The organism is Geminocystis sp. CENA526, assembly GCF_050753365.1.
In the GTDB taxonomy this organism is placed as follows: Bacteria; Cyanobacteriota; Cyanobacteriia; order Cyanobacteriales; family Cyanobacteriaceae; genus Geminocystis.
In genome coordinates this window covers 1-22,298 of record NZ_JBLZFY010000068.1, presented here as the reverse complement: position 1 = coordinate 22,298, position 22,298 = coordinate 1, and the positions used below count along the sequence as shown (strand labels likewise).

General features: G+C 35.2%; 26 protein-coding genes. 11 read left to right on the top strand and 15 right to left on the bottom strand.

Annotated features, from left to right (window positions below):
- Positions 1-45 precede the first annotated feature (45 nt).
- The 6 genes from cax (at position 46) to ACN4EE_RS15895 (ending at position 5,060) form a co-directional block, all read left to right on the top strand.
- On the top strand, positions 46-1,113 hold the full coding sequence (cax, locus tag ACN4EE_RS15920; protein WP_431707444.1) for a calcium/proton exchanger: 1,068 nt from the start codon (positions 46-48) through the stop codon (positions 1,111-1,113).
- Between the two features lie 323 nt (positions 1,114-1,436).
- The gene (psbX, locus tag ACN4EE_RS15915) at positions 1,437-1,553 is read left to right on the top strand and encodes a photosystem II reaction center X protein (protein WP_017294125.1); all 117 of its coding nucleotides are present in this window, start codon (positions 1,437-1,439) and stop codon (positions 1,551-1,553) included.
- 599 nt (positions 1,554-2,152) lie between these two features.
- Complete coding sequence (locus tag ACN4EE_RS15910; protein WP_431707443.1) at positions 2,153-2,947, top strand: Ycf66 family protein; 795 nt, start codon at positions 2,153-2,155, stop codon at positions 2,945-2,947.
- Between the two features lie 44 nt (positions 2,948-2,991).
- Positions 2,992-3,486 carry a TolB family protein gene (locus tag ACN4EE_RS15905; RefSeq protein WP_431707442.1) on the top strand — a complete coding sequence of 165 codons (495 nt, stop codon included), beginning with the start codon at positions 2,992-2,994 and terminating at the stop codon, positions 3,484-3,486.
- 247 nt (positions 3,487-3,733) lie between these two features.
- Positions 3,734-4,420: an ATP-dependent Clp protease proteolytic subunit gene (locus tag ACN4EE_RS15900; protein ID WP_431707441.1), complete on the top strand. Its 687-nt coding sequence runs from the start codon at positions 3,734-3,736 to the stop codon at positions 4,418-4,420.
- A 40-nt stretch (positions 4,421-4,460) separates the two neighbouring features.
- Positions 4,461-5,060, top strand: coding sequence for an ATP-dependent Clp protease proteolytic subunit (locus tag ACN4EE_RS15895; protein WP_431707440.1), 600 nt, complete (start codon positions 4,461-4,463; stop codon positions 5,058-5,060).
- Positions 5,061-5,520: 460 nt separating this feature from the next.
- On the opposite strand, the gene ACN4EE_RS15890 is transcribed toward ACN4EE_RS15895, so the two are convergent.
- From ACN4EE_RS15890 to ACN4EE_RS15840, 11 genes are all read right to left on the bottom strand, one after another.
- Positions 5,521-6,588: an NAD-dependent epimerase/dehydratase family protein gene (locus ACN4EE_RS15890; protein WP_431707439.1), complete on the bottom strand. Its 1,068-nt coding sequence runs from the start codon at positions 6,586-6,588 to the stop codon at positions 5,521-5,523.
- A 164-nt stretch (positions 6,589-6,752) separates the two neighbouring features.
- On the bottom strand, positions 6,753-7,028 hold the full coding sequence (locus tag ACN4EE_RS15885; protein ID WP_431707438.1) for a type II toxin-antitoxin system VapC family toxin: 276 nt from the start codon (positions 7,026-7,028) through the stop codon (positions 6,753-6,755).
- A complete protein-coding gene (locus tag ACN4EE_RS15880) occupies positions 7,028-7,336 on the bottom strand; it encodes a type II toxin-antitoxin system HicB family antitoxin (protein WP_431707437.1) in 309 nt (102 codons plus the stop codon). The genes ACN4EE_RS15885 and ACN4EE_RS15880 overlap by 1 nt, the downstream gene beginning before the upstream one ends.
- A gap of 44 nt (positions 7,337-7,380) precedes the next feature.
- The gene (locus tag ACN4EE_RS15875) at positions 7,381-7,608 is read right to left on the bottom strand and encodes a hypothetical protein (protein WP_431707436.1); all 228 of its coding nucleotides are present in this window, start codon (positions 7,606-7,608) and stop codon (positions 7,381-7,383) included.
- A 139-nt stretch (positions 7,609-7,747) separates the two neighbouring features.
- Positions 7,748-9,034: a glycosyltransferase family 39 protein gene (locus ACN4EE_RS15870; RefSeq protein WP_431707435.1), complete on the bottom strand. Its 1,287-nt coding sequence runs from the start codon at positions 9,032-9,034 to the stop codon at positions 7,748-7,750.
- Positions 9,035-9,044: 10 nt separating this feature from the next.
- Entirely contained in the window at positions 9,045-9,395 is a 351-nt protein-coding gene (locus tag ACN4EE_RS15865; protein ID WP_431707434.1) for a hypothetical protein, read from the bottom strand.
- Positions 9,396-9,511: 116 nt separating this feature from the next.
- On the bottom strand, positions 9,512-9,727 hold the full coding sequence (locus ACN4EE_RS15860) for a hypothetical protein (RefSeq protein WP_431707433.1): 216 nt from the start codon (positions 9,725-9,727) through the stop codon (positions 9,512-9,514).
- 113 nt (positions 9,728-9,840) lie between these two features.
- Entirely contained in the window at positions 9,841-10,176 is a 336-nt protein-coding gene (locus ACN4EE_RS15855) for a XisI protein (protein WP_431707432.1), read from the bottom strand.
- Positions 10,164-10,580 carry an element excision factor XisH family protein gene (locus ACN4EE_RS15850; protein ID WP_431707447.1) on the bottom strand — a complete coding sequence of 139 codons (417 nt, stop codon included), beginning with the start codon at positions 10,578-10,580 and terminating at the stop codon, positions 10,164-10,166. The genes ACN4EE_RS15855 and ACN4EE_RS15850 overlap by 13 nt, the downstream gene beginning before the upstream one ends.
- Positions 10,581-10,706: 126 nt before the next feature.
- A complete protein-coding gene (locus tag ACN4EE_RS15845; protein ID WP_431707431.1) occupies positions 10,707-11,984 on the bottom strand; it encodes a glycosyltransferase in 1,278 nt (425 codons plus the stop codon).
- 71 nt (positions 11,985-12,055) lie between these two features.
- Positions 12,056-13,126 carry an NAD-dependent epimerase/dehydratase family protein gene (locus tag ACN4EE_RS15840; RefSeq protein ID WP_431707430.1) on the bottom strand — a complete coding sequence of 357 codons (1,071 nt, stop codon included), beginning with the start codon at positions 13,124-13,126 and terminating at the stop codon, positions 12,056-12,058.
- 180 nt (positions 13,127-13,306) lie between these two features.
- On the opposite strand from ACN4EE_RS15840, the gene ACN4EE_RS15835 reads away from it, so the two are divergent.
- Together ACN4EE_RS15835 and ACN4EE_RS15830 are read left to right on the top strand one after the other, a co-directional pair.
- Complete coding sequence (locus tag ACN4EE_RS15835) at positions 13,307-14,899, top strand: glucose-6-phosphate isomerase (protein WP_431707429.1); 1,593 nt, start codon at positions 13,307-13,309, stop codon at positions 14,897-14,899.
- A 185-nt stretch (positions 14,900-15,084) separates the two neighbouring features.
- Entirely contained in the window at positions 15,085-16,065 is a 981-nt protein-coding gene (locus ACN4EE_RS15830) for an adenosine kinase (protein WP_431707446.1), read from the top strand.
- Positions 16,066-16,121: 56 nt separating this feature from the next.
- Here the strand turns inward: ACN4EE_RS15830 and ACN4EE_RS15825 are convergent, their stop codons facing one another.
- Together ACN4EE_RS15825 and ACN4EE_RS15820 are read right to left on the bottom strand one after the other, a co-directional pair.
- Entirely contained in the window at positions 16,122-16,331 is a 210-nt protein-coding gene (locus tag ACN4EE_RS15825) for a hypothetical protein (protein WP_431707445.1), read from the bottom strand.
- Between the two features lie 336 nt (positions 16,332-16,667).
- Positions 16,668-16,976, bottom strand: a complete 309-nt coding sequence (locus ACN4EE_RS15820) for a hypothetical protein (RefSeq protein WP_431707428.1) — start codon at positions 16,974-16,976, stop codon at positions 16,668-16,670.
- Between the two features lie 155 nt (positions 16,977-17,131).
- On the opposite strand from ACN4EE_RS15820, the gene ACN4EE_RS15815 reads away from it, so the two are divergent.
- Both ACN4EE_RS15815 and arsJ read left to right on the top strand, forming a co-directional pair.
- Positions 17,132-18,139 carry an ArsJ-associated glyceraldehyde-3-phosphate dehydrogenase gene (locus tag ACN4EE_RS15815; protein ID WP_431707427.1) on the top strand — a complete coding sequence of 336 codons (1,008 nt, stop codon included), beginning with the start codon at positions 17,132-17,134 and terminating at the stop codon, positions 18,137-18,139.
- Positions 18,140-18,473: 334 nt separating this feature from the next.
- Entirely contained in the window at positions 18,474-19,703 is a 1,230-nt protein-coding gene (gene arsJ / locus ACN4EE_RS15810) for an organoarsenical effux MFS transporter ArsJ (protein ID WP_431707426.1), read from the top strand.
- A 124-nt stretch (positions 19,704-19,827) separates the two neighbouring features.
- Here the strand turns inward: arsJ and ACN4EE_RS15805 are convergent, their stop codons facing one another.
- Both ACN4EE_RS15805 and ACN4EE_RS15800 read right to left on the bottom strand, forming a co-directional pair.
- Positions 19,828-20,187 (bottom strand): type II toxin-antitoxin system PemK/MazF family toxin, encoded by a 360-nt coding sequence (locus ACN4EE_RS15805; RefSeq protein WP_431707425.1) that lies wholly within the window; start codon positions 20,185-20,187, stop codon positions 19,828-19,830.
- Positions 20,187-20,459 carry a ribbon-helix-helix domain-containing protein gene (locus ACN4EE_RS15800; protein ID WP_431707424.1) on the bottom strand — a complete coding sequence of 91 codons (273 nt, stop codon included), beginning with the start codon at positions 20,457-20,459 and terminating at the stop codon, positions 20,187-20,189. The genes ACN4EE_RS15805 and ACN4EE_RS15800 overlap by 1 nt, the downstream gene beginning before the upstream one ends.
- Positions 20,460-20,738: 279 nt before the next feature.
- Here ACN4EE_RS15800 and pap point away from each other — a divergent pair, with 279 nt between their 5' ends.
- Positions 20,739-22,223, top strand: coding sequence for a polyphosphate:AMP phosphotransferase (pap, locus tag ACN4EE_RS15795; protein WP_431707423.1), 1,485 nt, complete (start codon positions 20,739-20,741; stop codon positions 22,221-22,223).
- Positions 22,224-22,298 lie beyond the last annotated feature (75 nt).

Sequence of the window (22,298 nt, the reverse complement as noted above, 5' to 3'; positions counted from 1 at the left end):
TTTAGCATTATAAATGAGTAATTTTAAAAAGAATTAAGTAAATTTTTGTTAACTGTTGTTAGCCCCATTTCGATCGTGGGGCATTTTCTCCATTGGAGCGAAGCAATTATCTTCATTACCGCAGGTCTTGCTATTATACCTTTAGCAGGATTTATGGGAACAGCTACCGAAGAAATCGCTGTAGTATTGGGACCAAATTTAGGCGGTTTAATGAATGCTACTTTTGGTAATGCTACGGAATTAATTTTAGCTTTTATCGCCTTAAAAAGTGGCTTAGTACAAGTGGTGAAAGCAACCTTAAGTGGTTCAATTATTGGTAACTTATTATTAGTTATGGGATTTGCCATGTTTTTAGGCGGATTACGCTACAAAGAGCAAAATTTTCAACCCACCGCCGCGCGTTTAAATGCTTCTTCCATGAATTTAGCCGTCATTGCCTTACTTTTACCTACTGCCGTACAATACACCTCCACAGGGTTAACGGATAATACCATACAAACTTTATCTATTGGAGTTTCGATCGTACTGATTAGTGTATATTTACTAACTCTGCTATTTTCCATGAAAACCCATTCCTATCTCTACGATGTAGGTATGGCAGAAAATGAGACTGAAGAAGAGGAAACTCCCCATAAACCAAATCTTGTTTTGTGGGTGGGAGTGTTATTAATCGTTACCCTTGGAGTGGCAGTAGAATCAGAATTGTTAGTAGAATCCCTCGAAAAAGCAACGGAAGTCTTAGGCTTACCTGCCTTATTTACAGGAGTGATTTTTTTACCTATCATTGGTAATGCCGCCGAACACGCTACGGCGATAACCGTTGCCATGAAAGATAAAATGGACTTATCCGTATCTGTAGCTGTAGGCTCAAGTTTACAAATAGCATTATTTGTAGCCCCCGTGTTAGTTTTAGCAGGGTGGATAATTGGGCAACCGATGGACTTAAATTTTAATCCTTTTGAATTGGTAGCGGTAGCGGTATCGGTATTGATTGCTAACTCTATTAGTTCTGATGGTAATTCAAATTGGTTAGAAGGAGTGCTGTTATTAGCTACTTATACTGTCATTGGTTTAGCCTTTTATTTCCATCCTGCCATCGAAGGATTAAGGTGACGCTCCATACACTTACGTTTGTAAAGTGTAGGCTTCAAGCGGAAATTATCCAACAGTGAACTTCCATCGTGGTACTCCTTCTTTCCCACTACGGCGTTTTAAAGTGAGGTACACGTCCAGCCCCACTAGGAAAATAATAACACATCACTGGCGATTCATCCCACACTTGTTTAATTATTTAACCTGATACCCGACACCTTTTTCCCTATTTAGCCCTCATCACTGATACTTTTGAGCAAACCCTAATTATCTTTCAAAGTCGTAACAGGTTATTGTAGAATAGAACTCAGGAATTTTTAGTAAGCAAAAAGTATAAAAAAGTTATGACACCTTCTTTAAGTAGTTTTTTATGGAGTTTGGTTTGGGGTGCTGCGATCGTAGTTATTCCTGCAACCATCGGTTTAATTGCCGTAAGTCAAGCGGATAAAATTCGCCGTTAACTAAAATTACCCTGCCTTTGTTTGCAGTTTTTTTTCAAAGTCGGGGTAAAATTGCATTTTCTTAGTCGCTTTAGCAGACTTTTGCTGTTAGCTTTGTCAATTTATTGCAAAGCGGATTATGAGACATTACCTGAATCTTTGTTTATTCATAAATCGTTGATTTTGTCAAATTTTCTGTAACAAAATGTTACGCCAACAGGATCATTTATTGCAATGGGGATTAGTGGGTAAAACCCTTATCCCGCAAAGAAATAAATTTCATTGCTAATAGCATAACTCTACTAAAGTGAGTTAATTTCCAGAAAAAATATTCTAATTTTTAATAATAATTGATTTGCCAATCTGAAAAAATGGCTAGATTTCTTGTCAATTATAGTTTTGAGTTAAATCAAATTTTGAGAATGAAAAAGCCTTGCTTTGTTTGTGAAGACGGGGATTTATTAATTCTTGAAAATCACTGACAGTCTTAACTCTCCCTTTTCCCTATTCTCTCTTCCCTACCATCACTATTTTTAATTAAATGCAAACTAGCTTATCAATGATAGTAAATGATAATTGTTTGATAGGATAGAAAAAATATAGCAGTTTAAATTTTAGTCATGGTTAATTTTGGTTTTAATGCCGCTAGTATTCTTGGTATCGTCCTCTTTTTGGCAGGAGGCGCTTTATATGCGATGCGTTCTTGGAAACCTGAAGTTTCAAAAGATCATGATATATTTTTCGCCGCCGTTGCGTTAATTTGTGGCGGTATCTTATTTTTTCATGGTTGGCGCTTAGACCCGATTCTTCAATTTTGTCAATTACTTTTAGCAGGTTCAGCTATCTTTTTTGTTATCGAATCTATCCGTTTAAGGGCTTTTGCTACCACTCAAGTCAGGGGAAGAAGTACGGCTTCTTATGTGGATAACGATCGAACCAGTAGTCGAGTTTATCGGGCGCAATTAGATCAAATGGAAGGCTATGAGGATGAATATGAGGAGGAGGAAGTACCCCGTCGTCGTTTACAAGGTACAGCACCTCGATCGAGTTCTCGCCGTAGCACCTATGAAGAACAACCCCCTCGATCGCGCCCTCGTCGTCCTTCCAATCAACCTCCTGTTAGTCGCAGTCGTAACAATCCTCCTTCACGTCCTAGTCGTGGCTATGATGATTGGCAAGATACCCCCGATCATTGGGAAGATGATAGAGAACCTCGTCGTAGTTCATCTCGAAAACCGCCTTCGGATGTGCCTCCTAGTTCAAGAAGCAGAAAACGCCGTCCTAAATCTGCTGATGATATAGTTTCTAGCGTTGGTACACAATATGTGGACTATCAACCTCTGGACACGGAAGGCAATAACGAGGATGATGATATGCGGGATAATCCTTCCGATCGTGAAAATTTTGATTATTAACATCCTTTTTGGGTTTTTTGGTGTTGAAGTTTTTTTTACTTTTATTGATTACTCTGATCATTGGAGGTTGTAATTCTAACAATCTCTCCCCCTTATCCACATCCCTGAACAGTCGCTATAATGACGAGCAACCCTTTCTTAGTGGCGATGGACGTTTTTTGGCGATGGTGTCTAATCGTTATGGGAGAAGGGAAATTTTATTATATGATTTACAGCAAAATTCTTTTGTCGATATTTCAGGGTTAAATTTACCCAACGCTATTACCGATAGTCCTAGTCTTAGTCGTACAGCACGATATATTGTGTATATTTCCAGTATTCAAGGTCGTCCTGATATATTTTGGTTCGATCGAGCTACAAAACAAACAAAATTATTAACCCAAGGGTATCGTAGTTGGTTAAGAAATCCTCGCATAAGTCCCGATGGTCGTTATGTAGTTTTTGAGACTGCGAGGCGAGGGCAATGGGATATAGAAGTCATGGATTTAGGACCTAATGTAGAATTAGATATACCCGATGGAGTAGTTAATAATGAGTAGGCTAGTTTGCATTGAAGTTTACTGAAGTTGGTAGGCAATAGGCAAAAGATAAGGGATGAAGTTATTTTTGAGACTTAATAAAAACCTTAAGTTAAATGTGTTTTAGCTTAACAAATTATCCGAACTTGAGATAAAAAGTCATAAATAAGGGAAAAAACTGTGAATTTCGTAATTACCCCACGCGCGCAGTAACGAGATTATGTCAAAATCAAAAGAAGTATTATTTAAGCTGAGTTAGGACTTAAAAATGAATTTACCAATTCAAGCCGTAAGCGCCCCCTATCGGGGAGATGCTTATTATCGTACGCCACCTCCTGATTTACCCTCTTTACTTTTAAAAGAAAGAATCGTTTATTTAGGGTTGCCTTTGGTATCCCCAGACGAGTATAAAGATCAATTAGGAGTGGATGTTACGGAATTAATTATTGCACAACTGTTATTTTTGCAGTTCGATGATCCCGAAAAACCTATCTACTTGTATATTAATTCTACAGGTACATCTTGGTATGGCGGTGATTCCATCGGTTTTGAAACGGAAGCCTTCGCTATTTGTGACACCATCAATTATATTAAGCCTCCTGTCCATACTATCTGTTTAGGTCAAGCAATGGGGACGGCGGCCATGATTTTAGCTTCGGGTACAAAGGGATGTCGTGCTAGTCTTCCCCATGCTACCATTATTCTCCATCAAGCTAGACAAGGAGCGCAAGGACAAGCTACCGATATTTCCATTCGAGCGCGAGAAGTTATCGTGAATAAACGAGTTATGCTCAATATTTTCGCTGATAAAACAGGGCAACCCGTAGAAAAAATCGAGAAAGACACCGATCGAATGTTCTATATGAATCCCTATCAAGCTAAGGAATACGGACTGATCGATCGAGTCTTAGAAAGTACTAAAGAACTACCAGTACCTTTATCAGCCGTCAGTTAAAGATTAACAAAATCCATTTATTAAATATCAAGAGAATAATATGCCTATTGGAGTACCTAGAGTTCCATATCAAGCACCCGGACAACCTTACAGCGACTGGGTTAATATATACGATCGACTTTACCGAGAACGCATTATCTTTTTAGGTAGAGGAGTAAACGACAGTTTAGCAAACCAAATTATTGCGGTGATGTTGTATCTGGATTCAGAAGACAACAATAAACCAATTTACCTGTATATTAACTCCCCAGGTGGTTCTGTCACCGCAGGATTAGCTATTTATGACACCATGCAACATATTAAATCCGAAGTGGTGACTATTTGCGTAGGTTTAGCCGCTTCTATGGGTGCATTTTTATTAACCGCAGGTACAAAAGGAAAAAGACTAGCCCTTCCTCACTCCCGTATTATGATACACCAACCATTAGGCGGTGTTCAAGGTAGAAGACAAGCCACTGATATTGAAATCGAAGCTAAAGAAATTCTCCGTATCCGTGATGAATTAAATGGCATGATGGCATATCATACAGGACAACCCATTGAAAAAATCGCTAAAGATACCGATCGAGATTACTTTATGTCCGCTCAAGAAGCTCTTGAATATGGATTAATCGATAAAGTCATCGAAGAAAGAGCATAAATTTAATGAGAAATGAGAAATGAGGAATGAAGAATGAGTGCGACTCGTTGAGTGCTAATCATCTATTTTGATGAGAACCACTCGTTCAAAACCTAGAAATCTGAATAACTGATGTTTGTTGAAGCTTTAGGTGATTTCTGAAAAAGGATCTACCCAAACAATAAAATGAGATAATTATAGCTGAACAGTAAATATAATTGGTGTTGTATCGAAATACACTTAGAACGCAATCCAGAATTGCCTAAATGGGATATTCTTATTCGACCTTCTTAGCGGGTAATTTCTTTCTCAGAAATGACCTTATTGTCTTGCAATATTTTATTAGTCTAAAGTACAGTTAGATAACTTTGTTTCTGAGAGTCGTCAATGGCATCATCAAGAGATTGGACAAACCATGATTGACTATGTAGCTCAAGTTCTTTAATAGATAAAAATAGATTAAGATGTCAGCAAAATGAGTTTAAACAAAAATTCCTTTCACTGTAGCTTCATTACCTCTAATCCACTCATAAATATCGATTAAAGTCGTCTTGGCATCTCGTTGCGGTTGCCATCCTGTTTTTTCCATAACTTTACGACTATCGGTGATAAAAATGGGGACATCTCCTTGTCTATTTTCTATAATAGAGTCGATCGAGATTTCATTTCCCGTAATTTCCTGACAAAGTTGAGTGGTTTCCAGCAAAGATAAACTATTTTCGACACCACCACCCACATTAAACGTTTCTCCTTTCAACTCATCGAGTTTTTCAATTTGAATGTCGATTAAAGTCAACAAATCCGACACATGGAGAAAATCCCTAACTTGTTTACCCGTGCCACCATAACCGATATACTTTAAAGACTTTTTAAAATAGTGAAACGCCATCCATAAAGCAAATACACCCTGATCCACTTTACCCATTTGCCAAGCCCCCGTCAACACTCCGCAACGATTAATTAAAGTACGAATACCATAACTATCAGCATATTCCGCAATTAATAACTCTGACGCTAATTTAGTTGTACCATAGATCGATCGAGCCTGATCCAAAGGAAAATTCTCAGCGATACCATAACCAGACGCACCGATAATCTCTTGACTAGCATTAAGTTGAAAACGGGTATCCGTTTCCGTGTAAGCCAAATTGCTGAGATAACTGATAGGATAAACCCGACTGGTGGAGAGAAAGATAAAATCCGCCTTCGTCTGCCTTGCCAATTCTAAACAGTTAATCGTGCCAACTAAATTAGTTTCTAACACATACTTAGGGGAATTATACCCTGCCAATACGGAAGGTTCAGCAGAACATTCTAAAATCAAATCAGGTTGTAATAAATTTGCGTCTAAATCCTCACTATTACGCACATCCCCGTGAATAAAGTTAATATTAGCCTCTGCTAGTCGAGGTAAATTAAGCTCAGAGCCACGTCTCTTGAGGTTATCTAGGGCTGTAATTTGCCAATCAGGATATTTTTGACCTAAACCCAAAGCTAAGGCACTTCCTACGAATCCTGCACCGCCTGTAATTAATACTTTTTTAGTCATAATTTTTAATTAAGATTTATATATTATGTTGTCCAATTTTCCAAAGAAAGTGAGGGAATTTTCTCAAAATCTTTGATATTTCTAGTTAAAAGAATACCTTGATAATTCAGTGCGATCGAGGCAATTTTTAAATCTTGGCTACCGACTCTAATTCGACTGTTTTTTTACTGCTGATAAATTTCACGACATTTCTCGTTATAAGGTAAAATTTTAAATTCAGATAGTAATTGTAATGTTTGAACAAGACGTTTATAAGCATTTGATTCTTTTTCACTATTTTTAGCTTCACTAACTTGTGCTAAACGTCCTCTTAATGATTCTTCTACAGTAATAGCTGTAGTCACTAATTTTACATTATTTATCAGTAGTTTTTTCATTAAAATCGGATGATTTCGTCCATAAAGACTAAGATGATCTGTATCAAAAATATAAAGTGTCATTAGTCATCTTCCCTTAAATTAGATTCCTGTCTAATCAGAGTTAATTTATCCATAAAATCATCAAAACTAGAATCTTCTGCAAAAATTCCTGCGTATTGATAATTATTTTTTTTGGGGTAAGATTGGATATTATTATCAATATTTATATTGATCAATTTACTGGTAGTTAATAATTCCTCTAAGGCTAATTTTATTTTATAGATTGCCTCATCTTCCGTTTTTCCTTCTCTAATTAAATTAGATATTCCTATCACAGAAGCTGTAAAATTTTCGGGTGATTTATTATGAATTAAAATTTGATATTGCATATTAGTATCTTTTTATTTAGTTGAATAGGATAAAAATCTTGGGATTAAGACATCAATTCATATAATTGAGCTTTTCCTTGAGCGATTTCTTGCTTTGCTTTTCGGGCAAAATCCGTTAATTTATCTTGACTTTTATCTACTAAATCATCCCATTCTTTTTCTTCCCGTAAAGTATTAATATATTCTTTTAAATGCTCGATCGCCATTTCTTGAAATGAATTAGGTAAGAATTCTATTAATTTCGTAACAGTGAGTATATTTTCTGAGGACATATCATTAGTCTATTTGATTAATTTTCAATGTTATATATAGTTAGATTTTTTGAGATTATAACATAATTTTCCCAAAAATTATCATGCTGGAAGACTGAAAACAATAAGGTTAGAAAAAATGGACGAAAAATATTCTATTTTAAAAAATTAAACTAACGGTTATAATTGTTTGAATTATTATTAACAAAAACAAACTTATAGATATAATTTTATGATAATTATTACTCAAATCTTGCCAAATATAACTGAGACAAATAATTAAAAATATCAAAATCATTGTCTCAAAATATCGAGGAAAAATTTGACGGTTAATGATGAATGTACTTGCCCAAGATAAAAAAGATGATAACCATAATATAGATTTTTTTAAGCCAACAGATTCTTTTATTTTGATACAGCAAATAGCAATAAAGACACTTCCTAAAGGAGCTAAAATTATAAAAAATACAGAGCGATCGTAAATAGATGGTAATTTTTGTACAATTGTCCAAATATAACCACCCCATCGACCATCTTCATGACTATATGTAGTTTTAGATATGAGAGAAATTAATAAACCTAAAATAAAAGAAAAATGAATAAACTTATTATTAATATATTCTTTAATATTTTTAATAATTCCTGATAAGTAAAAAGGAGCAATAAATCCCCAATACGCTAATATGTAAGCAATAGGTGCAAAGGAAAATTGTACAGAGGCACTTTTCCACTGAGGAGGAACTAATCCGCCCCATGCGGTATATAAAATAAATATTACCAATAGGGGTAATAATGAGACAAAAATTAATAAAAACTTTTGCTTATTAATTTTAAATTTAATACTTTCTTCTTCAAGTAAAATAATATTCAAAATAGAGGGGGCAACTAAAAAAACATTTAATTGACGGATAAAAGTTGTTAAAGCTGATAAAAATGCTATCTTTAAACCTTGCAAATTACTCAGATTATCTGTTGAATCAAAAATTAATATTAATGTCAAGAAAACCAATAAAAAAGCAGGGTTATCCGTTCCTATCCATAAAGAAGATTTGATTAAAAAATTGGACAGTGCTAAAGGAAAAACTAATAAAAGAGCAACTTTTATATTGACATATTTTCTAACATAATAATAAGCCAATAAAGGAATAGATAAGCCGATAATATTATTAATGATTCTCAAATTTAATTCACTTTTTCCTGTTAAAAAAGAAATAGTTGCCAAAAAATAATGATAACCGGGTGAAATCGCAGATAATGAATCTTTTAAAAGATCTAATCGAGGCCAATTTTCTCTAATTTGTAAAATGTTAGGCAAATGAAATTGTACATGATCATGTTCCCAATATCTATTATCAGAAAAAATAAATGGTAATGTTAAAGAGCAGAAAATAAGAGTTATGATAATATAACCAATATCTACTTTATTTTGATGATTTGTTTTAAGCATAAATTAATATTTATTTAACTGCTTTGATGAACATTTGAGAGCCTAAAATTGACCAGAAAATCGGTAATTTTAAGTAAATTGATAATAACAAAGGTGAGCTAGGATTTCCTTTAGTAGAATAAGGTAAAAATCGAGGAATTAAGACATCTATTTTAAAGCCGATCGTACTTAAAATTTCTTGTAAGGATAAGTGAGTTATAGGTAATTGATGATCGATAAAATCATAATATTCTTTATAACAGTATTTAAAATTAGGTTGAATAATTAATAGTGAACCTCCTTGATTTAATAATTGATAACATACTGCTAAAATTGAGACTAATTCTTCTTTATTGCGTAAATGTTCAAAGAAATTAGACACAAAAATACGATCGAACTTACGATTAAATTTTTCGGGATCATTTAAGTCTAAAATATTTATATTTAATACGGTGACATTTTCATCAGCAAATAATTTAGCATCTGGATTAAGATCGATTAAAAACTTCTCTTGTGCTTTAATATTATTGATAAACTCTCCATACCCCCCCCGATGTCTAAAATACTACCATTGGGATTAACGTATTGTTGTAGAAAGTCTTTAATTAAGGTTTTCCAAAGTAATAATTTTGCTTTTTTCTGTTGAGGATCAAAACGATTATTATAAAGTTGTTGTAAATAATATTCTTGTTGATTAATAAGATTATTGTTCATAATTTTAGTTGGTATTCAATAGTTAATTGTATGTTAAAATAATGTTTATAGTTAACTCTTTAGAGTTTAGAAATCGCTAAATTCATTATGGGAATAATTATTTTAAAAATTAATTATTCTATAGCAAAGCCAGATAATTCACGCATTTTAACAGTATTAAAACCAATGACAATATCTGATTTTTGTATTCCCATTTCCATTAATTCTAAGGCAATATCAACTTCAGTCGTATTTTGTTGAATCCAAATTTTATCCTTTTTTATATCAATATGTATCATAGGATTATATATTCTTTTTTGGTCATTCCATCCTATGCAAATAAGTTGATAATGATCATTATCTTTGTCAAATATTGTTTCTATTTCCACATCACCATAACTAGGCTTATATTGCATATATTGAGTTAATAATTGTTTTATTTTTTCTCTGTAATTATTTAATTTATCCATTTTTCAATTTCCTCTTTGTCAACATTATAAATAGTTAATTTTAATTTATTTTCATTGATTATAGTTTGAATAAAAGGTAAGGAAAAAAAACTATCATAAATGGGCGATGGAACTGCTAAATATAGTATTCTATTTTGATCAACAGTACGCAAAGCTGTCCGATAATTAATGAATTGACCTAGCGCCATATGAAATTCTGAAATTTTAGAAGCACTAACAAAATTTTTTACTTCTACTGCTATTTTTTCATCATTTTTTTCGGCGGCTAAAAGTTTTTGTGCCCCTAAATCAATTTGAACATCAATTCCTCCTACTTGAATATTGAGTGGATCATCTGTGATTATCCAACCATCTTTTTCTAGGGCTAATCTAACAATATTGTGGAATAAATCACGAGCCATAATATCTTTTTATAAGATATATAAATTACCTTTTTATAATAACATTATTTGATTCTAAATTTAATTTAAAATAATGTTTGTAGTTAACTTTTTAGAGTTTATTAATAGCTAAAGCTATTACTTACGAACTTAATCAGAAGATTTCACTTTAATAGGGACTTTTTTTCGCTGATAATCTCCTCTCGAAAGATGCTTTTCTAACCATGTATAAAGCACAATAAAAAGGTATCGACTCCCCATTTCTTTTAACTTTAATTTCGAGATTCCCGCCGATCGATTTCTCCATGTAATTGGTATAATAGCATAACTATAACCTCGCACGATCGACTTTAAAGGAAGTTCTACGGTAAGGTTAAAATGGTGGGAAATAAGGGGAGAAATACCCTCAATTACTTCTCGCCGATACATTTTAAAGGCGTTAGTTGTATCGTTAAGGGGAAGCCCGAATAATACTTGAATAAACAGATTTGCCATGCGGTTAACAGTTAATTTGTAAAAAGGATAGTCAATCACCTTGCCTCCTTTGATAAATCTCGAACCAAAAACGCAATCATAACCCTCCTGAATTTTATTATAGTAATCAATCATGTTTTCGGGACTATCGGAATTATCCGCCATGACGATGGCAACTGCATCTCCTTTGAAGTTCTCTAAGCCACAGCGAACGGCAAAACCGAAGCCATTAGGATAGTAGTTATTAATGTAACGCACCCTTGAATTTTCTTCTTGTAATGACTGTAAAATACTTTCCGTGTTATCTCTACTGTTATCATTGACTACCAAAATTTCGTAGTTAATTTGCCTTTGATCAAGATGTTGGCTAATGTTATTAATGGTGTTAACGATGCAATCTTCCTCATTATGGGCTGGAATCACCAAAGAAAGTAAGTTAATTTTATGCCTTTTCTCGTGAGAAATAAGAGGGCGTGTAATATCCTCCACTAAAGCGGGGGTTAAGGCTTCTGGAAAATAGGCTTCTTTGGGCTGATTTTTGTTATTAGAGAAGACAAATCGATCACTAATGATAAAATTAAGGGAAGCACTGATTAATGCCCCTAACATCGTATTTACACCATAGCTAACTCCTAACCAGTCTAACAAAGGAAAGACAAATAAAACCCTTACTATTATAGCTGTTCCTGCGGATACATGATAAAGGGGTAGTTGTTTGAAAAGTACGTTAAACCAATTCCAACTACCGCCACGCCATACCCAAATACGATAGATAAAAAAACTAGCAATAAGAGAGAGTTCGATCGAGATTATATTGGCAACATTGTGTAAAAATGGGGTATCAAAACCGAGTTTTTCGATAAGGAGGAAAATCAACAGTAAATTGATGGCGGTAGCTACACCCCCCCCTAACAAAAATTTAACTACTTTTCCTGATAAAATATTGTTATTCATAGTCTAATTTACAAGGATGGAGAATTAAATTGGTGGACATTGCCCACCCTACAATCTAGTCGAGGTAAGGGCTACCATCGATCGAGGTTATTAGTGTAAATTTCCTGTAGAATATCCTTAACGCTATATTTATATTTCCAATCGGGATAGTGACTTTGAAACTTACTCACATCACTAATCCACCAAATATGATCCCCAATACGGTTAGTTTCGCTATAACTCCAATTCATCTTTTTCCCCGTAATCTCCTCACAAAGTGAGATCGCTTCTACCATAGAACAATTACTGTGACGACTTCCACCGATGTTATAAACCTCAGAAACACGAGGATTTTGATAAAAATGATAGAAGGCATTAACTAAGTCGTAACTGTGGATATTGTCCCTAACCTGTTTACCCTTGTAACCGTAAACCTCGTAATGATTGCCAGTCATAGCACAACGCATTAGGTAGGATAAAAAGCCGTGTAACTTAGTGCCGGAATGATTTGGACCTGTTAAGCAACCTCCTCGAAAACAAGTAGTCTTCATCTCAAAATAGCGTCCATATTCTTGTACCAATACATCCGCCGCCACCTTAGAAGCACCAAACAGAGAATGTTTCGTTTGATCAATACTCATGGTTTCATCGATACCTTTATAAAAAGGATGATCAAAGTCGATTTCCCATCGCAATGCTTCTTCTTTTAACGGTAAGTAATTAGGAGTATCGCCGTAAACCTTATTTGTAGAGCAGAAGATAAAAACGGCTTCGGGGCAATATTTACGGGTACTTTCCAATAAGGTTAGTGTACCATTAGCATTGACGGTAAAATCCATATAAGGATCTTTTACTGCCCAATCATGAGAAGGTTGCGCCGCCGTGTGGATAATTAGGCTTATATCGGTATTATATTTCTCAAAGATAGGTTCGATCGAGCTTTTGTCTCGAATATCCACGTCAAAATGAGTGTAGTTTTTTTTGTAAGTATTAAGCAAATAATTTTTATTCCATTCAGTGGAGGCATCTTCCCCGAAGAAAACTTGACGCATATTATTGTCAATGCCTACCACATCAAAACCTAAATCAGCAAAGTATTTCACTGATTCCGAACCAATTAACCCTGCTGAACCAGTAACAATTATGATGTTATTGTATTTCATTTTTTAACAAAAACCTATTCATACTATATACTATACTGTACTGTATCTTCACCCAAAGTCCAGCCTCCAGAAAATATCATTTATTTATTCTCTATTCACCTTGATATTTTTTTCAGTATTCTCATTTGCTCAATGTGGATCATAATGGGAAAATGAGAACGTATCATCACTGTTAGATTTATGGATAATTTACAACTCTGGCAACGCTATCAAGATTGGCTTTATTATCATCAAGGTTTAGATATTTATGTAGATGTTAGTCGCATGGGTTTTGATGATCATTTTTATACCTCCATGCAACCAAAATTCGCTTCTGCTTTCGATTCTATCACTAAACTAGAACAAGGTTCGATCGCCAACCCCGATGAAAACCGCATGGTAGGGCATTATTGGTTAAGAAATCCAGACATCGCACCTACGGAAGAAATCAAACAGGAAATTATCAACGGTATCGTAAAAATTAAAGAATTTGCCCAAAAAATTCACTCAGGTATCATTACAACCCCTCAAGGAGAAAAATTCACAGATTTACTCTCTATAGGTATCGGAGGCTCGGCTTTAGGTCCTCAATTCGTCCATCAGGCTTTAGCACCTAATAACCCTAGTTTAAATATACATTTTATTGACAACACCGATCCCATAGGGATCGATCGAACCCTACAAGAATTAGGCAATAAATTAAAAACTACCCTAGTCTTAGTTATCAGCAAATCAGGAGGCACACCCGAAACCAGAAACGGGATGTTAGAAGTCAAACACGCCTATCAACAACAAGGCTTAGACTTTTCCCGTTATGCCGTAGCAATCACCATGATGGATGACAGTAGCAAACTTTATCACGTTGTCAAAGAAGAAAACTGGTTAGGTTGCTTTGCCATGTTTGATTGGGTAGGGGGGCGCACCTCCGAATTATCCGCCGTAGGTTTACTTCCAGCATTGTTAGAAGGCATCGACATAGACGCAATGCTAGAAGGGGCGAAAGAAATGGATATAGCCACCAGAGAAATCAATGTTAAAAATAATCCCTCCGCTTTACTCGCCCTGTCTTGGTATTATGCAGGAAAAGGCAAAGGTGAAAAAGACATGGTGATTTTACCCTATAAAGACAGCCTTTTATTATTCAGTCGTTACTTACAACAATTAGTAATGGAATCTTTAGGCAAAGAAAAAGACTTAGATGGTAACACCGTTTATCAGGGTATAGCTGTTTATGGTAACAAAGGATCAACAGATCAACACGCCTATGTGCAACAATTACGGGAAGGAATCCCGAACTTTTTTGCTACCTTTATCGAAGTATTGAAGGATAGAGAAGGCAAATCCCTCGAATTAGAAAGTAATATTACCAGTGGAGATTATCTTTCTGGTTTACTGCAAGGCACAAGAAAAGCCTTATACGATAACGGTAGAGACTCTATCACCGTTACTGTTAATGAAGTTACCCCCAAAATTGTGGGTGCTTTAATTGCCTTATACGAAAGAGCAGTAAGTATTTATGCTTATCTAGTTAATATTAATGCCTATCATCAACCCGGAGTAGAAGCAGGTAAAAAAGCCGCCGCCTCGATTTTGGATTTACAAACCCAGATATTAACTCTATTAAAAAATACCTCTAATACTTTAACCATTGAGGAAATAGCTTCTCAATTAGGCAAAAAAGAGGAGATAGAATCTATTTACAAGATTTTACGCCATTTATCGGCAAACGATCGAGGGGTAACAATAACAGGGGATAAAAAATCACCTTGTGGATTAAAAGTCACAATGAGTTAGGAATGAGGAATGAAGAATGAAGAATGAAGAATGAAACAAAATTAACAATTATTCCTCCTCATCACCCTATCCCCTTATCCCCTTATCCTCCTATCCCCTTATTCCCTATTCCCTATTCCCTATTCCCTATTCCCTATTCCCTATTCCCTATTCCCTATTCACTATTCACTATTCACTATAGAAATATGACAAAAAAATATAACGTATATGGTATCGGTAACGCCCTTGTGGATATGGAGTTTAAAGTAACTCCTGAGATGTTGCAACATCTATCCATTGATAAAGGTGTAATGACATTAATGGATGAAACCCAACAAAATAAAGTGATTGAGCATTTACCTCCCCCTTGGAAAAAATGTTCTGGAGGTTCGGCTGCGAATACAATGGTAGCCATTAGTCAATTAGGGGGAAAAGGTTTTTACTCCTGTAAAGTTGCCCATGATGACGCTGGATTGTTTTATCTTCAGGATTTAATCGACTGCGGTTTAGACACTAATTTAACTCCCGATACTCTTCCAGACGGTATCACGGGGAAATGTTTAGTCTTGGTTACTCCTGATGCCGATCGAACTATGAACACATTTTTAGGAATTACAGGAGATTTAACCCCCCAAGAGTTAAACGAATCCGCCTTAAAAGACTCCGAGTATATCTATATTGAAGGCTATCTCGTTTCTTCCCCCGTAGCACGACAAACGGCGATTTTAGCGAAAAGTATAGCAGAAAAAGCAGGGGTAAAAGTATCTTTTTCTTTATCTGATCCTAACATGGTGGATTTTTTCCGAGACGGCATTACGGAAATTATCGGTAACGGTGTTGATTTACTCTTTTCTAATGAAAGCGAAGCCTTAAAAATGGCGCATACAACGGATATTTCGATCGCAATTTCCTACCTCAAAACTTTAGCGAAAACCTTTGTTATTACTAGGGGTAAAGAAGGCTCACTCATTTTTGATGGAGAGAAAATCATCGAAATTGAACCTCATCCCGTGACGGCAATAGATACAGTAGGTGCAGGAGATATGTACGCAGGATGCCTATTATACGGCATTACCAACGGCTTAGGGTGGGAAAAAGCAGGAAAACTAGCGTCTTTAGCCTCTGCTAAGTTAGTGACTAATTTCGGTGCGAGATTAGATACAGCTACATTGCTTTCTCTGAAATAAGAGATTGCTTCGTTACCTCGCAATGACAAGGAAAAACCTTTTTAGTAACTATCAATCTACCCTAAAATTCTTTTTATTAAATATTGTAAGTTACGGGAGTCTTCTTTTTGTAATTGCCCTAGTTTTTTGATGACTAAATTTTTATCAATGGTTGCAATAACTGGTTTTATTATCGATGGCTTTAATAAACCTGCTTCACTAAATTTAATGATCGATAATTCGTTTTCGGTTAAGGTAGTATTTGTTTGACTGGTAACAGCAATAATAATTAGGGTTTGCTGAATAAATCAGAAGGCTATTAAAATCAAGGTTTGGAGCATCGTTAAATTAATAAAAAAGTGCGCCGTTTTAACAATTTTTAGTCAAAAACTAGGTACAAAAAATACAAAATACAAATATTACACTATGGTATAATAACTCTAAAACTATTACCTATTACCTATTACCTATTACTTCCCTTCATCACTCATACTATGAGGCAACCCCTAATTAAATCAGGCTTGTATTGATTATAATTATTAGAGCTAATAACTACACTTGGTCTTTTTTTTGTGGACATTTGATTGGTAAAGGGAAAAGAAAGAAGAAGTACATCCCCAAAACTATAGATTGTCATAATCAGCATCCTCTGGATTATCCCAAATTTGATGGAATGATGCTTCCGACATCTTCGTATAAAAGTTAGTTAATTGTTGATTTTGTTTTTGGTTTTGTATATCTTGCTCTAATTCACGATTTAACCTAATTTTTTCATTTTCAGGTAATTGTTTAACTAACTGTAATATTTGCTCTAAATTTAACGATAATTGATACATAGAACAATTGAGAATAAATACAATGGGAATGTTTTTATTATAGTAGTTTCCGTATCGATCGAGCAGTACCGCAAAAGAGCTTTTAACTATTATCACACTAATAGACTATTTTCAATTCTTAACCAATTCTTAAACCAACTTTTCTTGATTTGATGATACGATCGAGCCATGAACATAAGTTGTCAATATAAGTAAATTACTTATTAATAAAACAACTTTTTTTGTTGTATCAAATCAGGGAAATTATCATAATGCGTATTGGTATTAACGGTTTTGGACGCATCGGCAGATTAGCATTAAGGGCAGGTTGGGATAATCCAGCCTTGGAATTTGTCCATATAAACGAGGTAAAAGGGGGAGTAGCCACGGCAGCACATCTCATCGAATTTGACTCCGTGCATGGACGTTGGCAAAAATCCATTACAGTGGAAGATAATCACCTTGTCATCGAAGGGAAAAAAATTAGTTTTAGTGAATATAACACTCCGCAACAAGTGCCTTGGGCGGATTTAGGGGTGGATTTAGTCATCGAAAGTTCCGGTAAATTTCGCACTCTTGACACCCTCAACCCCTATTTTGAAAGTGGTGTCAAAAAAGTTGTGGTGGCTGCGCCCGTCAAGGAAGAAGCCCTTAATATCGTCATGGGAGTAAATGATTATCTCTACAACCCCGACAAGCATCATCTCTTAACGGCGGCTTCTTGTACTACTAATTGCCTCGCTCCTGTCGTCAAAGTGATTCATGAAGGCTTAGGTATCAAACATGGTGTTATTACCACTATCCACGATGTCACCAATACACAAATTGTCGTGGATGCCCCCCATAAGGATTTACGCAGAGCAAGGTCTTGTATTCAGTCTTTAGTACCTACAACCACAGGATCAGCTACTGCTATCGCTATGATATACCCTGAGTTGAAGGGAAAACTCAACGGGGTAGCGGTAAGAGTGCCGATGTTAAACGCTTCTTTGACAGATTGTGTGTTTGAAGTCGATCGAAAAACCACTGTAGCCGAAGTCAATAGTTTATTAAAACAAGCCTCCGAAACTACCTTAAAAGATATTTTAGGTTATGAAGAATTGCCCTTAGTATCTATAGACTACAAAGATGATCCTAGATCGAGCATTGTTGACGCACCCTCCACTATGGTTATTGATGAAACGCAGGTAAAGATTTTGGCATGGTATGACAACGAATGGGGTTATTCCAATCGCCTTATCGAATTAGTCGCCAAGATAAGTAACCTAAGCAATTCATAATATTCCTGCCATTCTTTTGTAACAATAATTCTGTCATTCCGAGCGATAGCGAAGGAATCTTAACTCCTTGATTTTTCCAACACTTTAACAGGAGATTGCTTCATACCTCGCAATGACAATACAAATTGGAAATTGCTTCATACCTCGCAATGACAATACAAATTGGAGATTGCTTCGTACCTCGCAATGACAATACAAATTGGAGATTGCTTCATACCTCGCAATGACAATACAAATTGGAGATTGCTTCATACCTCGCAATGACAATACAAATTGGAGATTGCTTCGTGCCTCGCAATGACAATCAAAATTTCCTAATTATTAATTATTTTTTATGGATAAAAATTTACGCAATTATGCTCTAGTAACCTCCGCTTATTGGGGTTACACAATTACCGATGGTGCATTAAGAATGCTCGTTTTACTGCACTTTAATAAACTCGGTTTTACCCCGATCGAAATCGCTTTTCTATTTTTATTTTACGAAATATTTGGCATCGTTACCAACTTTTTAGGCGGTTGGATTGGCTCAAAATTTGGTTTAAGATTAACTCTCTATGGTGGTATCGCTTTACAAATTTTTGCCCTCGTTATGTTAGGGGTAATTAACTTTGAATGGGCGGTTTCTTTTCAAGTTTTATATGTGATGACTTCTCAGGCATTCTCAGGAGTAGCAAAGGATTTGACTAAAATGAGTTCAAAAAGTGCTGTGCGTTTAGTCGTGCCGAAAGAGCAAGAATCGAAGTTGTTTAAATGGGTTGCCATTCTCACAGGTTCAAAAAATGCTCTCAAAGGTTTAGGCTTTTTTGTGGGTGCTTTTCTATTAGAAGTATTTGGTTTTAAAAATGCTTTATTTATTCAAGCATCGGTATTATTTATTATCTTTTTAAGTGGTCGATTTTTACCGAAAAATATGGGCAAAATTAAAGCAAAAATTAAATTTAAACAGTTATTTTCTAAGAGTAAAGCTATTAATATTTTATCCTTAGCAAGATTCTTTCTATTCGGTGCAAGGGATATTTGGTTTGTGGTGGCATTACCCGTATTTTTGCGCACTAATTTAGGTTGGACTTTTATTCAAGTGGGTACTTATATGGCTTGTTGGGTAATTGGTTATGGTATCATTCAGTCTTTCTCCCCTACCATCCTACGACAAAACCAAGCAGGAAAAGCACCTCAAGCGCGTACTATTCAAATTTGGACTTCTATCTTAACTATAGTGCCAATTTCGATCGCACTGGCATTCATGGCAGGATTAAATCCTCAAATCGTCATTACGGGAGGCTTAATTATTTTTGGTATTGTTTTCGCCTTCAATTCTGCTGTGCATTCCTATCTCGTGTTAGCCTATACAGAAGATGATGACGTAGCCTTAAACGTGGGTTTTTATTACATGGCAAACTCTGGAGGAAGGCTATTAGGTACAATTACATCGGGGGTAGTCTTTCAAATGGGGGGTATCGAAGCCTGTTTATGGATTTCTAGCTTTTTTGTCTTGATAGCGTCTTTAGTTTCTTTTAAATTGCCTCCTATTCCTGTATCTGACTTAAAATTTGCCGAATAAATTATAAGCTACTAAGGTGATTTCTATTAGAATTCTCCAATTATTATGATTTTACCACCGTAGAACAGGCATCTTGCCTGTATTTTTGAAGATGTCTAATATAAGTTAAAAAGGGTTTTGTTTGTTAAAAAACCCCTATACTTAAACAAATTGCTCTTTGAATTTTTGCTAAAGAAGATTGACTGATAACACCATAAACATTAGATTCAAGATAATTCTTTTTGATATTCGTAATTAAATCCGTCATTGCTACAGAGTCAACCATTAAACCTCCTTCCTCTTTTTTTACTAAAACTCGACAAGGATTATTTTCAATTCCTTCGAGAAAAGAAGAAAAAGGTACAACTAATATGGTTGAACTATATTGATTTCTGACATCTAAAGAAACTACCACTACTGGACGTTTTTTCGTATCTCCAGATTGTTTTAAGGCACGACAAAGATATACTTCACCTTGACGGGGAAAAATCTCAATATCTGACATTAACTATCCTCCTTTGATTCTGTCCAGTTGGCGATCGCATGATCTTGAGTCGTGTCGCTCCAATTATCTTCATCAGCTACTACATTTTGAGAGCGATTCAAATAAAATTCACGCAATTTAGCCTCCAGTTGTTGCTGTCGCCACAAAAAAAGAGCTTCTTCGACTACTGCCGATCGATTATTGCTAAAGTTGTCAATATCGGCAATTAAATTACTATCAACGGTAACAGTAATTTTTTGTTTTGTTCCTGATGAAATTAAAGTTTTTTCCATAACTTATTTTTTAATAAGATAAATATTCTTACTTTATTGTCTTAATAATACCTCAGTGAACGATAAAATTTATTCCTTACAAATTTTGTTTATCAATAAATCCAATTTTGCTTGGGAATAAAGAATCTCAATCTATTAATTTTTGGTACAAGGACATAACTTCTATCATTAAGAAAATATTAAGAGTTTTTTATTTTCTCGATCGAGATTATATATTTGAGTAAGCAATCCTCAAATTTCCCAGTTTTTCATTGCCAATTCTCAATTCTATTTAATCTTATGCTCAATAACCTCGATTTAAGCCTTTCTTTAGATAAAGAAACCTATCGCACTAAAATAGAAGATTTAATGCGAGAATTACGATCGTTACAGAATATCTGTTGGTTAGAAAAACTCCCCATAGTCGTAGTTTTAGAAGGTTGGGCAGCCGCAGGAAAAGGCTCATTAGTCAAGCAAATGACGAATTATATGGATCCTAGGGGGTTTACAGTACATCCGATCTTATCCCCTTCTCCTGATGAACAAAAATATCCTTTTCTGTGGCGTTTTTGGCAAAAATTACCCCCCAGAGGCAGTATTGGCATTTTCTACCATAGTTGGTACACTCATCTTTTAGAAGATCGACTATTCCACAGAATTAACAGCGAAGAAATACCCTTAATTACGAGGGATATTAATGCTTTTGAACGGCATTTAGTAGAAGATAACGCAGTAGTGGCTAAATTTTGGCTTCATTTGAGCAAAAAAGAATTGAAAAATCGTCTCAAGGAATATGAAAAAGACGAATTTGAATCGTGGCGAGTGCGTAAGGAAGACTGGCAACAGGCGAAAAACTATGACGAGTATCAAACCTTAGCCGAAGAAATGTTGATTTATACTAGCACGGGTTTCGCCCCTTGGGTATTAGTAGAGGCAGATTGTCAACGATGGGCAAGATATAAGGTTTTAACTCAGTTAGTGGCAACTATTCGGGAAGCATTGGCAAAACGAGAAATCACGGTAGCGTCGCCTTCTTTACCTCCTCAATCACAATTATTATCTACCGAACCTGACTACCTTGCCCAAACGGATTTAACCCTCAATTATCCCAAAGAGGAATATAAACTGAAATTAAAACAATCTCAAATGCACTTGCGTAAGTTACAAAAAGATATTTACGAAAAAGATATTGGGGTTTTGGTGTTATTTGAAGGTTGGGATGCGGCAGGAAAAGGTGGTGCAATTAAGCGCATTACTGATATTTTAGACCCTCGTAGTTATGAAGTCCATGCCTTTGCCGCGCCAACTCAAGAGGAGTTATCCCATCATTATCTTTGGCGCTTTTGGAGACAGTTAACTCCTACAGGCAAAATTGGTATTTTCGATCGAACTTGGTACGGTAGAGTATTAGTGGAAAGAATCGAAGGTTTTGCCACTGAAGCCGAATGGAGACGGGCTTATCGAGAAATTAACGAGTTTGAAGCTAAATTAACGAGTGCTAACTATATTGTGTTAAAATTCTGGCTACATATCAGCCCTGAAGAACAATTAAAACGTTTCCACGATCGAAAACAAGACACTTACAAAAGCTATAAACTCACCGATGAAGATTGGCGCAACCGAGAAAAATGGAATTTATACGATGTCGCCGTTAATCAAATGATTGCGCGTACCAATACCCCTCAATGTCAATGGACAGTAGTACCGGGTAATGATAAATATTATGCGAGGGTTTTTGTTTTAGAAACCATTATCAATGCCATTAAAAGAGTGATTGAAAAATAAATGAGGCTCTTTTACAGTAGTTATTATATTTTAGTAATAAATAATCGTTAAAAGTGTTGATATATAATAGGTTTA

Excerpts from the sequence above, each read along its gene's own strand:
- ACN4EE_RS15890 (WP_431707439.1), bottom strand. The coding sequence starts at position 6,588 with ATGACTAAAAAAGTATTAATTACAGGCGGTGCAGGATTCGTAGGAAGT.
- ACN4EE_RS15910 (WP_431707443.1), top strand. The coding sequence starts at position 2,153 with ATGGTTAATTTTGGTTTTAATGCCGCTAGTATTCTTGGTATCGTCCTC.
- ACN4EE_RS15840 (WP_431707430.1), bottom strand. The coding sequence starts at position 13,126 with ATGAAATACAATAACATCATAATTGTTACTGGTTCAGCAGGGTTAATT.
- ACN4EE_RS15845 (WP_431707431.1), bottom strand. The coding sequence starts at position 11,984 with ATGAATAACAATATTTTATCAGGAAAAGTAGTTAAATTTTTGTTAGGG.
- ACN4EE_RS15885 (WP_431707438.1), bottom strand. The coding sequence starts at position 7,028 with ATGACACTTTATATTTTTGATACAGATCATCTTAGTCTTTATGGACGA.
- psbX (WP_017294125.1), top strand. The coding sequence starts at position 1,437 with ATGACACCTTCTTTAAGTAGTTTTTTATGGAGTTTGGTTTGGGGTGCT.
- ACN4EE_RS15805 (WP_431707425.1), bottom strand. The coding sequence starts at position 20,187 with ATGTCAGATATTGAGATTTTTCCCCGTCAAGGTGAAGTATATCTTTGT.
- ACN4EE_RS15895 (WP_431707440.1), top strand. The coding sequence starts at position 4,461 with ATGCCTATTGGAGTACCTAGAGTTCCATATCAAGCACCCGGACAACCT.
- ACN4EE_RS15860 (WP_431707433.1), bottom strand. The coding sequence starts at position 9,727 with ATGAACAATAATCTTATTAATCAACAAGAATATTATTTACAACAACTT.
- ACN4EE_RS15900 (WP_431707441.1), top strand. The coding sequence starts at position 3,734 with ATGAATTTACCAATTCAAGCCGTAAGCGCCCCCTATCGGGGAGATGCT.
- ACN4EE_RS15880 (WP_431707437.1), bottom strand. The coding sequence starts at position 7,336 with ATGCAATATCAAATTTTAATTCATAATAAATCACCCGAAAATTTTACA.
- pap (WP_431707423.1), top strand. The coding sequence starts at position 20,739 with ATGCTCAATAACCTCGATTTAAGCCTTTCTTTAGATAAAGAAACCTAT.
- ACN4EE_RS15855 (WP_431707432.1), bottom strand. The coding sequence starts at position 10,176 with ATGGATAAATTAAATAATTACAGAGAAAAAATAAAACAATTATTAACT.
- ACN4EE_RS15830 (WP_431707446.1), top strand. The coding sequence starts at position 15,085 with ATGACAAAAAAATATAACGTATATGGTATCGGTAACGCCCTTGTGGAT.
- ACN4EE_RS15870 (WP_431707435.1), bottom strand. The coding sequence starts at position 9,034 with ATGCTTAAAACAAATCATCAAAATAAAGTAGATATTGGTTATATTATC.
- ACN4EE_RS15815 (WP_431707427.1), top strand. The coding sequence starts at position 17,132 with ATGCGTATTGGTATTAACGGTTTTGGACGCATCGGCAGATTAGCATTA.
- ACN4EE_RS15800 (WP_431707424.1), bottom strand. The coding sequence starts at position 20,459 with ATGGAAAAAACTTTAATTTCATCAGGAACAAAACAAAAAATTACTGTT.
- arsJ (WP_431707426.1), top strand. The coding sequence starts at position 18,474 with ATGGATAAAAATTTACGCAATTATGCTCTAGTAACCTCCGCTTATTGG.
- ACN4EE_RS15875 (WP_431707436.1), bottom strand. The coding sequence starts at position 7,608 with ATGTCCTCAGAAAATATACTCACTGTTACGAAATTAATAGAATTCTTA.
- ACN4EE_RS15835 (WP_431707429.1), top strand. The coding sequence starts at position 13,307 with ATGGATAATTTACAACTCTGGCAACGCTATCAAGATTGGCTTTATTAT.